Annotated in this window: 11 protein-coding genes; 3 read left to right on the top strand and 8 right to left on the bottom strand. The window is 49.0% G+C overall.

The genetic code is table 11. The annotated features are described in order from the left end of the window. Positions 1-11 precede the first annotated feature (11 nt). Both rbr and E7746_RS15390 read right to left on the bottom strand, forming a co-directional pair. Complete coding sequence (gene rbr, locus E7746_RS12540) at positions 12-554, bottom strand: rubrerythrin (protein ID WP_123394897.1); 543 nt, start codon at positions 552-554, stop codon at positions 12-14. Between the two features lie 31 nt (positions 555-585). Continuing rightward, positions 586-1,011 (bottom strand): Fur family transcriptional regulator, encoded by a 426-nt coding sequence (locus E7746_RS15390; RefSeq protein WP_136411019.1) that lies wholly within the window; start codon positions 1,009-1,011, stop codon positions 586-588. A 205-nt stretch (positions 1,012-1,216) separates the two neighbouring features. Here E7746_RS15390 and E7746_RS12530 point away from each other — a divergent pair, with 205 nt between their 5' ends. After that, positions 1,217-2,605: a DDE transposase gene (locus E7746_RS12530; RefSeq protein WP_136409462.1), complete on the top strand. Its 1,389-nt coding sequence runs from the start codon at positions 1,217-1,219 to the stop codon at positions 2,603-2,605. Positions 2,606-3,128: 523 nt separating this feature from the next. Here E7746_RS12530 and E7746_RS12525 read toward each other — a convergent pair. From E7746_RS12525 to E7746_RS12500, 6 genes are all read right to left on the bottom strand, one after another. Then, a complete protein-coding gene (locus E7746_RS12525) occupies positions 3,129-4,514 on the bottom strand; it encodes an alpha-amylase family glycosyl hydrolase (protein WP_168184385.1) in 1,386 nt (461 codons plus the stop codon). Between the two features lie 396 nt (positions 4,515-4,910). Next, positions 4,911-7,292 carry a TIM-barrel domain-containing protein gene (locus tag E7746_RS12520; RefSeq protein WP_136411017.1) on the bottom strand — a complete coding sequence of 794 codons (2,382 nt, stop codon included), beginning with the start codon at positions 7,290-7,292 and terminating at the stop codon, positions 4,911-4,913. Positions 7,293-7,427: 135 nt separating this feature from the next. Then, positions 7,428-8,027, bottom strand: a complete 600-nt coding sequence (locus E7746_RS12515) for a ribonuclease HII (RefSeq protein ID WP_136411357.1) — start codon at positions 8,025-8,027, stop codon at positions 7,428-7,430. Position 8,028: 1 nt separating this feature from the next. Continuing rightward, positions 8,029-8,298, bottom strand: a complete 270-nt coding sequence (locus tag E7746_RS12510; protein WP_136411016.1) for a winged helix-turn-helix domain-containing protein — start codon at positions 8,296-8,298, stop codon at positions 8,029-8,031. Continuing rightward, positions 8,295-8,738, bottom strand: a complete 444-nt coding sequence (locus E7746_RS12505; protein WP_168184384.1) for a response regulator transcription factor — start codon at positions 8,736-8,738, stop codon at positions 8,295-8,297. The genes E7746_RS12510 and E7746_RS12505 overlap by 4 nt, the downstream gene beginning before the upstream one ends. Before the next feature lie 180 nt (positions 8,739-8,918). Continuing rightward, positions 8,919-10,739, bottom strand: a complete 1,821-nt coding sequence (locus E7746_RS12500; protein WP_136411356.1) for a Na/Pi cotransporter family protein — start codon at positions 10,737-10,739, stop codon at positions 8,919-8,921. A gap of 187 nt (positions 10,740-10,926) precedes the next feature. Here E7746_RS12500 and E7746_RS12495 point away from each other — a divergent pair, with 187 nt between their 5' ends. After that, positions 10,927-11,964 (top strand): linear amide C-N hydrolase, encoded by a 1,038-nt coding sequence (locus E7746_RS12495; protein ID WP_136411014.1) that lies wholly within the window; start codon positions 10,927-10,929, stop codon positions 11,962-11,964. 128 nt (positions 11,965-12,092) lie between these two features. After that, the gene (locus E7746_RS12490; RefSeq protein WP_136411013.1) at positions 12,093-13,226 is read left to right on the top strand and encodes a DUF4421 domain-containing protein; all 1,134 of its coding nucleotides are present in this window, start codon (positions 12,093-12,095) and stop codon (positions 13,224-13,226) included. Positions 13,227-13,290: the final 64 nt, after the last annotated feature.

Raw genomic sequence — 13,290 nt, 5'->3', positions numbered from 1 at the left:
CGCTTCCGGCATTAATAGTTTTTTGCCTCTATTTCAAAGAAGCTGCGCTTGTGATGGCATACGGGGCAGAGTTCAGGGGCTTTCTTGCCGATGTGTATGTGTCCGCAATTACGGCAAATCCATACAGTGTCGCCCTCGCGTGAAAACACGATGCCTTCTTCAATGTTCTGCAACAAACGACGGTAGCGTTCCTCGTGGTGCTTTTCTATCGCGGCGACAGCGCGGAAGCGATAAGCTATTTCCGGGAATCCTTCGGCTTCAGCCTCCTCAGCCATCTTTGAATACATCTCGGTCCATTCATAGTTTTCTCCTTGCGCTGCAGCTTGCAGATTGTCCATCGTGTCCGAGATTTCGCCTCCGTTCAGCAGTTTGAACCATAGTTTAGCATGCTCTTTTTCGTTGTTTGCAGTTTCCTCGAAGATTGCTGCAATCTGCTCGTAACCGTCCTTGCGTGCTTTTGATGCAAAATACGAATACTTGTTGCGTGCCATTGATTCACCGGCAAATGCTTCCTGAAGGTTACGCTCGGTCTTTGTTCCTTTTAAATCTTTCATTTTCTTGATTATTATTTGGTTATTAAACTGTTTATATTTGTTTTTTGCTGCATTCCGGGCATACGCCTTTAAAATATACATTTATGTTATCACACAAAAAATCGGCAGGGACTGTCAATATCGACATATCAAGTGGAATGTCAAAAATTTTTTTGCAGGTGCGACATATAAAATGTGCGTGCGGCGTATTTAGTGTTGAATCGTACCTGGTGGATCCGGATGATATGTTGATATCGTTTATAAGGCCATTCTCAGCGAGCAATTTTACGCTATTGAATACCGTTGTGCGTGATAGTGTTGGATTATTCTGATGCATGAAGGAATATATTTCATCGGCAGTAGGATGACTATCGCATGAGGATATAAATTCTAAAATCTCAAGCCTCTGCATAGACGGTCTTATGCCCGCGTCAGTGAGCTTTTTGAGAAGAGTGGTTTTGTCATCATAACTTTTCATCTGGAATCAAAACAATTCTATATATAGTACAAAGTTGCATTTAATTTAATACAGCACCAAGCTATTTAACACTTATTAATTAGGGATACTCAGTTAATTGCCAACTAATTGTTTGCCAAAGTCGTAGATATTTTGTAACTTTACAATGAACCCCCGATGGACCCATCACGGGCTTATTCGGGGGTAATTCTTAAAATAATTGTACGTGAAGTTACGAAAAATATCCGAGATTACGGCCACGTTGCCGTTTACCGAGTTCGATTTCATGCAAAAATATCGCGAGAGTTTTGCCGTAAGCGAGCTCGGGCGCATCCATGCGCAATTGCCATTGAAAGAACTGGCAGAGAAAATCCGTTCGCATTTTCCCAAAACGCATCCTCAGGGCAACACTCCGATGTTCCCGCCGGAGGGAGAGGTGGCGCTGATGTTTCTCAAGCCATATACCGGACAGTCGGATGACGGCCTGATCGAGATGCTCAACGGCAGTATACACATACAGATGTTCTGCGGGGTGCTCATAGATCCGGCCAACCCCATAAAGAACGGCAAGATAGTCAGTGCTATCCGTCAGCGTATAGCCGGAGCTCTTGATATCAAAGAACTACAGAAATTGCTGTATGACAAGTGGGGCGGTTTGTTAAAAGACAAGAACCTGTGCCTGACCGACGCCACCTGTTACGAGAGCCATCTGCGATTCCCGACAGATGTAAAGCTGTTGTGGGAATGCTGCGAGTGGATTCAATCACTTATAAAAAAGACCTGCAAGGCGTTGAAGGAACGGTTGCCACGCAACAAGTATCGTGATATTGACCGCGACAGACTCACCTATGCCAAGCATCGCAAGCACACCAGGGCGGCAACCGCCAAACTCCGCCGTCGATTGCTCGGCCTGCTTTCCAAACAGATAGGTCAATGGAACAGAATCTGCAAGATACACACCGTTGACATCACGCTCACCGCAGAGCAAAGCAAGCGTCTCAGTGCATTAAAAGAGGTGTATCGCCAGCAGAGCGCACTTGCTCAGAAAAAGGAGGTGAAACACCGTATCGTCAGCATAGACCGTCCGTACATCCGTCCTATTGTCAGAGGCAAGGAGAACAAGCGAGTGGAGTTCGGAGTCAAGGTCAACAACATCCAGATTGACGGAATTTCATTCATCGAACACCATTCCTTCGAAGCCTTCAACGAGGGCGTGAGATTACAGGAGTGTATTGAATATCAACAGGAACTGACCGGTATCAAAGTGACCAGGGTAGGGGCAGACACCATCTATGCCAACAACGACAACCGGCGGTATTGCACCGAAAACGGCATGACGACCTGTTTTGTCCGCAAAGGCCCGAAGCCCAAGGATGAAGATGCTGACATAAGCACAGCCCGACGAATAATCGGGACACTGCGCTCTACCGCCATGGAGGGCAGTTTCGGTAATCAGAAACAACACTACAGCGTTGGCCGGATAGCGGCACGCAACTCCCGCAGCGAAACCCTGCTGCTCTTTTTCGGCATCCACATGGCAAACGCCGCAACACTTGCCGCCCGACAACTCGCCATCGAAGAAAAAGAGAAGCAGTTACAAAAACAGCGAGCGTGAAAAATCATACTGTCATCTCATCTCCGAAGCACATCGGAGGCGAATCAGTGTATCCCTATTTGTCCGAAATGTCATATTTTATCGCCGAGAATTGAAAATTTGCCCTCATAATCAAAACAGCACCGCCATAGGGCGACCACGCTCCATTTTCAGCTTGATAAATCAAGCCATTAACTGAATATCCCTAATTAAAATATTGTTTTAATAGGTTTTAAAACAGCAATTTTGACAAAAATCTAACACAACACTATTAACGGCCGATATTCGTTTATATAGCTGATCTTTTATGACTTTTGGGCAATTCGTTTTGCAATAAATAGTCACATAACTATCGCATATACTGCTCTCCCACGCTTGCTCATCTAATAACCTACTTATTGATTTGCCTCGTTTCATAGGATATATTCAAATGAAAAAGGGAAGCGAAAGAGTTTCAACCCTCTTTCGCTTCCTTTTTTGTTATATAATTCACTCCATTATGACGACTATGTGATTTGTAACATGTGCTGCTAAATGGATTGTATCATGCGAGTTTTATCAGCTCGGGGATATAGCCTCTCACTTTTCGCGGATTCTCTTCCCCCGGCAGCGTCACATCGGCATCGCGGTCTGAAAATATCATTGCCACGCGATTGCCTGTTTCGTCGTCCGTTTTAATGACTACAAGAATCTCGGCATCATCTTTTCGGTATCGGTCAAATTCGTTTCGACCTCTCCACATGGCCGGATTGTCACGCCTGAATGTCATCGCGTCACACACGTAGTTAAACAGTCGGCGTTCGCGGTCGTCATCGGCTTTCAGATGCCCCGATGTGCGTGAGGCGTTGTCCGATTGACTTCCTTCGCAGTCGCGCGAAAGGTCGGCAAATTCGTCACCGTAATATAGCGTTATCGGCCCGTTGTATCCTGCAAGGATGGCAAATCGGGTCATTAGATTTATCTCATTATTGTCGTCATAGAAGCTGTCGGCCACTCTCACTCCGTCATGGTTGGTCAGAAACAGGTTGGGCAACACATCGTCGGGAGCATAACCTCGATCGGCAGGCGATGAGTACACTCTCATTATGTCGTCCCATCCGTTGTCAAGGCCGCCGTAGTCGTCACCGTTCATCGAACCGCTGATAAGCTGTTTGCCGTCGAAGTCAAATGCGCTTTTTAAGCCTCCATCGCGGAATATTCTTGAACTGATGCTTCCTGCATCGCTCCAGTCCTCACCTACCATGTATCCGAGAATGCCCCATTCTTTGCCTTCGTTACGGCGTTTGTCGCAAATTTCCCTCACGGCTTGGGATATTTCGCACCAGTAGTTATGGCCGTTCTGGCACAGCTGATAGGACTGGTCAAATCGCCAGCCGTCGATGTCAAACTTGTCGATCCAATAGGTGGCAACCTCCTTGAAATAATCGAGTGATTCGGGATACTTTACATTTCCCGTGCCTCCGTCTTCGCCTCTGTCGCTGAGTGAGGGCGTAGAGTCAATCTGAAAACCCGATGGCGAGGGTTCATTCACGCCTCCATGATGGCCGAATACACCGTCGAGAAACACGTATATGCCGCGCTCATGGGCTTTCTCAACAAGCTCCCTTAAGTCATCCTCGGTGCCGAAGTGCGGGTCAATCTTGAAATAATTGTTGGCAAAGTAGCCTGTGGCTTGAAGCTTTTCACCACCGTCGGCCTCCGAACTGTCGAATATCGGCGTTAACCATATAGCATTGGCGCCTATGCGTACGATATGGTCAAGTGCCTGAATTACTCCCTGCAGATTACCGTCTTTACGTTCCCCAGCCGGCCCCCAAAGGCTGTCATAGCCTTCAGCACCCCCTTCTCCATGGAGGAAAGAGCCGACCATAATCTGATAGATTGTTAGCGACCTCCAGTCGCTGCTCGGTTTGTTGTGTTTCGTTTCCATAAGAATTTGTAAGTGAAATAGGTGTGTGAAAATCATTATCAACAAATAACTTCCATCACGTTGCGATTGTTCATCGCAATACCTGATGACGCAACATATTTCAATTTTACGATTGCTTTCCCCTTTAAGCTAACGAGTTGTTAATCAACTACTATTTGCTAAAGGTTGTCATATTCAGTTATCGGCCCAGGCTCAAGCCAAATGTTGTCAATATTCTTATTAGGTCAGCCTTATTTTGCGGGCGCTGCATAAATTAAGTAAGGGAATGCCGTCACGGCATCCCCTTACCTGATAATAAACCAATCATTATCACATTTCTTGCAATGGAAAAAGTAATTTTGCTATGTACTATTATAACATAGCATTAAAAATTTGGTTCAGGACAAGAATTATTTTTTACAGTGACAATACTATTTTCAGCGGCTCGTTGCGCGTAAGCGTCACCGTAAGAGTGAAGTATTTGTCGGCTGATTCAGTTATCGTGCGAACTCGTCCGTTTTCGGTAACTGATTTTATATTTGAACTCTTGATTCCCGGCAGAACCAGTGTGATTGTCTTTTCGGTTGGCATTCCCGGATAATCGCCCGACATATCGATGTCGACGGTTATCGATGACTTCGATGCCGCCCCGCGGAATGTAATCAGGGCATACTCTCCGTTGTCAAGTGACGATGTTGACTTGCGGTCGTCCTCAAACATCACGTAGTCGCTCGTCACATTGCTTCGCGGATAGTAAAGCACTGTGTATCGCGATGCGTCGTAGTCGCCCGTGTTGTCCATCTCGTAATCGGCCTGAGGGATGAAAGCTCCTGCGCGAATGAGCATCGGCAATACGTTGAGGGGCGCGTCGTAACTTATTTTCGATGGCCCGTGATAGGTGACATCGGGGTTGTTGTAGTCGATCCATGTGCCGTCGGGCACTACGATGTCGCGCTTGCGGGCGCCTTGTTGCAGCACGGGTGCCACAAGCACCTCGGAGCCCCACATGTATTCATCGGTTATCGAATCGTAGGGTGTGGCTCCGTGTGTGTCGAAGTTGAGAGGACGCACCATCGGATATCCCTGCGAAGCGTTTTCGTAGGCAAGCGTATAGTTGTAAGGCAACCAACGGTAACGAGTTTTTACCAAGTCGAGCAGCTCATCGGCATATTCGGGATAGTGGTAAGGCTCGGCAAATTCCTGGGCGTGGGTGCGGAGAATGGGGGAGAATGTTCCGAGCTGGAGCCAGCGCACATATAGTTCGGGATCAATGGGATTCTCCTTGTCGATTGCGAATCCACCCACATCATGTGACATGTATGCCAATCCGCTAAGGCCCGAATTGAGCATTATCTTTATTTGAGGCTGCAGGCCTGCCCATGAGCGTGACACATCGGTCGACCACGGGAATACGCTGTAACGCTGCAGGCCGGTAGTTCCGCCTCGCATGAGCGTCATCAGTCGTGTGTCGGGGTATTCGTCCTTATATAGGTCATATATGATTGAGCTCCATACATTGCCGTAGACATTGTGGTATTGACGCGCCTTCTCTCCGTTGGCGTGTACTATGGTTTCGGGATGCACTTCGGGCTCGCCGAGGTCGCCCCACCATCCGCCTACACCTTCATCGGTGAGTGTGCGGTAACGCTCGCGCAGCCAGCGGCGTGTGTCGGGATTGGCTACATCAAACATTCCTGCCTCGCCCACCCAAGTGGTGACATCGTTTATTTTGCCTTGTGCGTCATGAGTGAGCATGCCTTTTTCGGCAAGCTGATTGTAGTTGTCAATTGCACCTATCTTGTTGATGTAGGGTTGCGATATTAGTACGGTGTTGACTCCTTGAGCCTTAAGATCGGCGAGCATCTTGCGATGATCGGGCCACTGCTCCTTGTTCCATTCGAGCCGTCCCATGTCGGTTTCCTTTCCGTACCAGTATAGGTCGAGCACCACCCCGTCAACCGAATATCCGGCATTCTTGAGCGTGTCGATCACTCCGCGGGTTTCCGATTCGTTGTGGTATCCGTATTTCGATGTTATGTATCCGAGCGACCAGAAAGGAGGCAGCTCCTGTCGGCCTGTAAGTCGGGTGTATTCACGGGTAACCGACGCAAGATTGTCGGCTCCGTATATGAAATAGTATGATATCGGGGCTTCGGCCTCGGTGGTATATGTGATGGGATCGCTCATTACCAGTTCCGCTGCGGCATAGTCGTCAAAGAGCACGCCGTAACCCTGGTTGCTTACAAAAAGCGGGATGCATATATTCATCTGGTTTATGCGGGGATCGCCTTCGCCGTAACCGTAGTTCTGACGGTTATACATCACCAGTGTGTCGCCCTCTATGTTGAAGCTGTGGCCGCGTTCTCCGGCTCCGTAGAATGAGCCGCCTTTGGCCGGCACGAGTGACATTGATTTGCGTCCGTCCGATGCTGTTGTCCTCACTCCCGAGTCATAGAGCAGTCGCTCTTTTCCTCCGGTGAACGATGTTGCGCCGCTCGCAGTGTTGAGCGACACTTCAAGACCCGAAGGCAGTGTCATCACGATTTGTGAGCCGTTTTTTACGATTTTACCGTTGAATTTTTCAGCCTTCATGGAGGCAGCTTGAGTGTGGCTTGGTTTCACGCCGCGGGGAGCATTGGTTACTCTGATTATATTGTCGCTTAAGGCACGGACTACTACGCAGTTGCCGTCGGGAGTGACTGTGGTCATGGTACCTGTAGGTGCGGCATTGAGCCATACGGCGACGGTTCCGAAAATACCCATCACCGCCGTTCTGATTAGATTCAGTCGTTTTAGCATGTTGATTGTAAACTAATTCTTAAAAATAGAGACGATGCAAATATACTGCTTTTTAACAAAAACAGCAAATCAACAACAATGGATTACAGTATATTACGATAATCGCCCCGCCCCGCTTAAAATGTGTTAACGGCTTTAGAACAGGGTGAGCTGCTGGGGGTCGAGGAGGCGGAAGGTCATGCGGTGGTAGGGCGTGGGACCGTATTCGGCTATTGCTGCGCGGTGGGCGCGGGTGGGATAGCCCTTGTTAACATTCCATCCGTATTGCGGATATTGCTCATGCAGGTTTCTCATGTACTCGTCACGGTGGGTCTTGGCGAGAATTGACGCTGCCGCTATGTTGCCAAAGCGTCCGTCGCCCTTGACAAAAGTTTGAAAAGGGATGTCGCCATAGGCCGAGAATCGATTCCCGTCGATTATTATTGCACCGGGTTTTATGCTCAATGCATCTATGGCGCGATGCATTGCCAGTATCGATGCCCTGAGTATATTTATGTGGTCGATCTCTTCAGGAGTTACTATGCCCACTGCCCAGGCAACGGCCTCGGCCTCGATTATGGGGCGCAGTTTCTCGCGCCTTGCTTCGGTAAGCTGTTTTGAGTCGTTAAGCAGCGGATGGTGGAAGTCGTCGGGGAGTATCACTGCGGCGGCATACACCGATCCCGCAAGGCATCCTCGTCCCGCTTCGTCGCAGCCGGCTTCGTTGCGCCCGGCTATATAGCATGTGGGAAGCATTTCACTCAACATATCCGTAACCGAATCCCGGGCGGTCGACCAGCTGTTCGGCGTAGCTGCCGAGCTTCTTGCGCAGTCGGGCTATGTTTATGTCTATAGTGCGTCGGCTCACCGGCATTTCACCCGGCCATATCGTGTCTATGATCTCGTTGTGGCTGAAAAGGCGGTTGCGGTTGTTGACAAAGAGTGTCAGCAGATAGAATTCGTTGTTGGTGAGGTCAATCAGCTTGTCGCCGATGTACACGGTCATGTCGTCGATGTTGATTCTCATGTCACGGCAGGTAAGCACTTTTGCCGGCGGGGTGGGGGGCTCATGCGGTGGCGGCGCAGCACTGCGTTAACACGGGCTATCATCTCCTTCATCGAGAAGGGTTTCAGGATATAGTCGTCGGCGCCCGAGTTAAGGCCGTTGATGATGTCATTTTCGCCATCGCAGGCCGTACAGAATATCAGTGGAATCGATGTGGTGCTCTTTGTCTGCTTGAGGTGATGCGCAAAATGCATGCCCATCATGTCGTTCATCATCACATCGATTATAAACAGATTATAGTTGGGGAGATCGGCCTGATAAGCCTCATCGACATTGCGGAACACATCAACCTCAAATCCCTCTTTCTCCAGATTGAATTGCATAAGTTCACACACCAGCGGCTCATCGTCGGCAATGAGTATGCGGCACGGTTGCTCGGATGTTGATTCTATATGCTTCATAATAGGATGCATTTTCATGAATGTTGAGATGATTTCGCATGACTGATATGACAAAGATAACGGTAAAAGCAATGTGCTACAATGTTAGTAACCGCATTGTAGCACATTTTTAACCCTTATATCACATTACAATGGCAATTCGTAACATCAGTCACGGTATTGCCACATAGATGTAATTACTTAAGCAACATGCTTGCGAAAATGGTCGCGAATCGTGTCTACTACATTTATTATATAGTCGCCCATCTTTTCGAGGTCGTTGATAATGTCCATGTAGTATATGCCCGACTGATACTCGTACACCTTGTTGTTGATGTTCTCGACATTGTTGGTGCGCAGCTGATTGCGCAGGTTGTTGATCTCACGCTCTTTGTTGTAGGAGCGTATGATGGCCACTTCCCTTGCTTTTTCTACATCGCTGAGCAGCTCTATCATGTCGGTCATAGCCTCTTTCAGGTAGCCAAACATCGTGTCGATGTTCTTGTATATCAATTCGGTGAAGTCGACACCGCTCTCCTGCTTGCGTATGAGTATCTTGGCGCATCCGAAGCAGCAGTCGGCTATGCTCTCGATTTCGCTGACGATGTTGAGCATCGCGGCGATGTGGAGTTTACCTTCATTGGAGAGTCGCCCCTCGGCGCATCGGTTGAGGTAGTTGGCGATTTCGATTTCCATGCGGTCGGAAATCTCCTCATATTTCTCAAGCCGCGAGAACAGTTGCGAGAACTCCTCGCTCTTCTCCTTGGAGTGTACGAGGTTTTCCGCCATGTCGATCATGCGCTGTACGCGTTGGGCATATACGGTCATCTCCTTCTCGGCCTGGGCTATGTTGAGTTCTGAAGCACTGAGCAAGCCGGCCGATATGAATTTGAGCTGGAACTCTTCGTCCTCCTTGTGCTTTGCGGGGATTAGCTTCTCGACAATCTTCACATACATTCCCGTGAGCCATATCATTATCGAAAGGTTGATGAGATTGAACACGGTGTGGAACATTGAGAGGCCGAATGACACGCTGAACTGCATCATGGCGATCTTGGCCAGCACTTCATGTCCTGCCGGAAGACTGCCGGCAAAGAGTTGGTTGTATATGTCGGGCTGTGTATCTTCGAGAGTATTCACGTAGGTAAACAGAGTTTCCGGATTGCCTTGTCCGAGGGCTTCGGTTATCCACACGTTGAGGTTGACAAACGGATAGAATACACACAAAGTCCATATTATGCCGAGGGCGTTGAACAGCAGGTGTCCCATCGCCGTTCGTTTTGCCGCAACGTTTCCGCTCATTGACGCGAGCAGCGGCGTTATGGTGGTTCCTATGTTGCTGCCGAGCACTACGGCACAGGCAAGGTCAAATGATATCCATCCCTTGGTACACATTATAAGTACTATGGCGAATGTCGCCGCCGACGACTGGATGACTGCCGTGACTATTATACCCACAAGCAGGAACAGCAGCACTGAAGTGAAGCCCATCGATGCGTAACGCTCGAGGAAGGCAAACATTTCGGGATTGCTCTGAAGGTCGGGGACATAGTCGCTTATCATGTCCAAACCCATGAAGAGGAATGAGAATCCTATCAGGAACTCGCCTATGGACTTGGTGCGGCTTTTCTTTGAGAAGAGCAACGGGACGGAACATGCTATGAGCGGGAGGATGAAGAGCGATGTGTCGACTTTGAATCCGAACAGGGCTATGATCCATGCCGTGAATGTCGTACCCACATTTGCTCCGAAGATGACCGCCATTGATTGGGCCAGCGTCATCAAGCCTGCATTTACGAAGCTGACTACCATTACGGTGGAGGCCGACGAGCTCTGAATCAGGGCGGTGATGGCAAAACCGGTCAATGTACCTGTGAATCTGTTGCGGGTCATTGCCGAAAGGATGTTACGCAAGCGGTCGCCCGCAGCCTTCTGGAGGCCTTCGCTCATCACTTTCATTCCGTAGAGGAACAAACCGACGGAACCGAGGAGAGCTAAAAAGTCTAATAATGTATAGTTCATACTTGAGGCATCGAAGTCGTTGATGAGAATCTTCTTTGTTTCCAACGACAAAGATATAATAAAAGTTCCTTATTACATAAATTCGTTAAAATTTTGTGATATAAAATTTTCTATACGGCTGTTATGACACCCGAACTTAATAATCCTCTCAAGCGTTTTTAATCGTAAGTATTAAAATGTCTTGACAATGAAACTCCGATTCTTTATTTGTATTGCGGCTATGATGGCGTCGTTGACCGCACCTCGCGCCGATGCTTGTTCCCGCATCCTTTATGTGGGCGAGGATTCTCTTCGCATAGTGGGGCGTTCGCTTGATTGGAAAACTCCCATACCCACCAACCTGTATGTCTATCCGCGTGGAATGGCCAAGGTTGGCAATGTCGGAGATAACGTAGTGAAATGGACTTCTCGTTACGGTTCCATATATGCCGTAGGCTACGACGGAGGCGTGACCGAGGGCATGAACGAGATGGGACTTGCCATAAACGGCCTGTTCTGCAAGGGAACGGTCTACAACAACGACTCGACTGCCGGCCGTCCCGGAATGTCGCTTGCCGTGTTTGTTGCCTGGTTGCTCGACATGAATGCAACGACTCCCGAAGTGGTAAAGGTGCTTAAGGAGCACAACTTCGACATCTCGGGTGCTACATTCGACGGCGGAACGGTGTCGGCTCTACACTGGGGCATCACCGATGCTCAGGGCCGTAGCGCTATTCTTGAGTTTGACCACGGAGCCATAAAGGTTTACGAGGGTGAGGATATGAAGGCGATGACAAACGATCCTCCCTATCCCGAAATGCAGGCTATCAACGAGTACTGGATAAAGGTTGGCGGCGAAAACATGCTTCCCGGAACTGTAAAGAGCCCCGACCGCTTTGTACGCGGATACTTTTTTGACGGCCATGTTGAAAAAACCGCCGACTCTGACCTCGGACTTGCCATAATACGAAGCATATTGGTCAACGTTTCAGTGCCTTACACCTATCGTATCGAAGGCGAGCCCAATGTGTCATCGACTCAGTGGCGTTCGTTTGCCAATCTGCGCGACCGTCTTTACTACTTTGACATTGTGACCAACCCCGGTATATACTACATCGACCTTAAGAAGTGTGACCTGCGTCCCGGAGCTCCCGTCATGAAGCTTGACACATCCAAGTCGAGCGTGATGATTGGTGATGTCACCGATCGTCTTAAGTCGTCGGAACCCTTCAAGCCCATGTATTGATTGTTGGTTGCGTTAACCTCTTATTCCGTCCGGCTTTTGCTACCGGGCGGAATATTTTTATAGCTCTTGAATTGCGCGCTGTCGATTAATAGTGCTATTTTTGCATTACGTTAATATAGTTATAGTTGATGAACCCACTCTTGCTCCGGCTTAGGTTGACTCTCGTGTCATTGGCTGTGCTGTGCTCGGCCGGTGCCGTTGCGCATGACGGCGTTTTGCCCGATTCGACTTCGGTTGACACACTTTCGGCACCCACGGCAAAGTGGTATCGTCAGCTGATCGATAACGGATTTCACATAAACGACCCCGACATCGACTATCCGGGATTCTGGCGATGGTGTGTGGGTGTCTACAACTGGGGCGATCGCACCTTCAACAGCTATGACCCCGATTACGTTGTGGGTGCCGGAAAAAACTGGAAGGCGGGATTGAAGAGCTACAACTGGATGGAGAACTATACGTTGCTATTCCCTCACAAGATGAGGGTGAACATGGTGTCGGATGTGTTCAGCGATGTCGGTGCTTACTTGTCGTTCATGGCCGTGAGCGTGGGTTACACCCTTAATGCCAACGATGTATTCGGTCATCCTGTGGCCAATCACCATAACTTCGACTTCAATTTCTGCTGCGCCCTGTTTTCGGCCAACCTGAATCTGTCGTCGACTTCGGGCGGTACCCGCATAACGCGCTTCGGCGACTACAACAAGGGCGAGCACCTGTCGCAGCGCTTCGACGATGTGTCGCTGTCATCGGTGGGAGGCGACATATACTACTTCTTCAACCATTCCCGCTATTCGCAGGCGGCTGCCTACAGCTACTCCAAGTATCAGCTGCGAAGCGCTGGCTCGTGGATTGCCGGCGCGGCGGTGACCCATCAGAACATCAACATCGATTTCTCGGGACTTCCACCCGAAATGCTCGAAAAGCTCCCGGGCGACTATGAAAAGTATCGCTTTCACTACACCGACTATGGTCTTATAGGCGGTTATGCCTATAACTGGGTGCTACATCCCAAGCGGTGGCTGATAAATGCCACGATTCTGCCGTCGATAGGCTACCGCCACTCCTACGAAGGCGCTACCGAAGGGCGCAAGGACATGTTTTCAACCAATGTGCGCGCTATGATGTCGGTTGTCTACAACCACAGGAGCCTTTATGCATCGCTCGTAGGGCGATATGACGGACACATATATTATAAAAGCTCCTACACATTTGTCAACTCCAATAATTCAGTCACATTAAACATTGGCACGCGTTTTTAAGCGATTATTGCCGACCTGTCTAATTTTTAACATCTTCAACGGTGATTTTGGTGTAGTGTTATTA

This window comes from Muribaculum gordoncarteri, from assembly GCF_004803695.1.
GTDB lineage: Bacteria > Bacteroidota > Bacteroidia > Bacteroidales > Muribaculaceae > Muribaculum > Muribaculum gordoncarteri.
The sequence above is the reverse complement of the archived record's forward strand: the minus strand, read 5'-3'. Positions and strand labels throughout refer to the sequence as shown.

Excerpts from the sequence above, each read along its gene's own strand:
- E7746_RS12505 (WP_168184384.1), bottom strand. The coding sequence starts at position 8,738 with ATGAAGCATATAGAATCAACATCCGAGCAACCGTGCCGCATACTCATT.
- E7746_RS15390 (WP_136411019.1), bottom strand. The coding sequence starts at position 1,011 with ATGAAAAGTTATGATGACAAAACCACTCTTCTCAAAAAGCTCACTGAC.
- rbr (WP_123394897.1), bottom strand. The coding sequence starts at position 554 with ATGAAAGATTTAAAAGGAACAAAGACCGAGCGTAACCTTCAGGAAGCA.
- E7746_RS12500 (WP_136411356.1), bottom strand. The coding sequence starts at position 10,739 with ATGAACTATACATTATTAGACTTTTTAGCTCTCCTCGGTTCCGTCGGT.
- E7746_RS12495 (WP_136411014.1), top strand. The coding sequence starts at position 10,927 with ATGAAACTCCGATTCTTTATTTGTATTGCGGCTATGATGGCGTCGTTG.
- E7746_RS12525 (WP_168184385.1), bottom strand. The coding sequence starts at position 4,514 with ATGGAAACGAAACACAACAAACCGAGCAGCGACTGGAGGTCGCTAACA.
- E7746_RS12515 (WP_136411357.1), bottom strand. The coding sequence starts at position 8,027 with ATGCTTCCCACATGCTATATAGCCGGGCGCAACGAAGCCGGCTGCGAC.
- E7746_RS12490 (WP_136411013.1), top strand. The coding sequence starts at position 12,093 with ATGAACCCACTCTTGCTCCGGCTTAGGTTGACTCTCGTGTCATTGGCT.
- E7746_RS12520 (WP_136411017.1), bottom strand. The coding sequence starts at position 7,292 with ATGCTAAAACGACTGAATCTAATCAGAACGGCGGTGATGGGTATTTTC.
- E7746_RS12510 (WP_136411016.1), bottom strand. The coding sequence starts at position 8,298 with ATGAGAATCAACATCGACGACATGACCGTGTACATCGGCGACAAGCTG.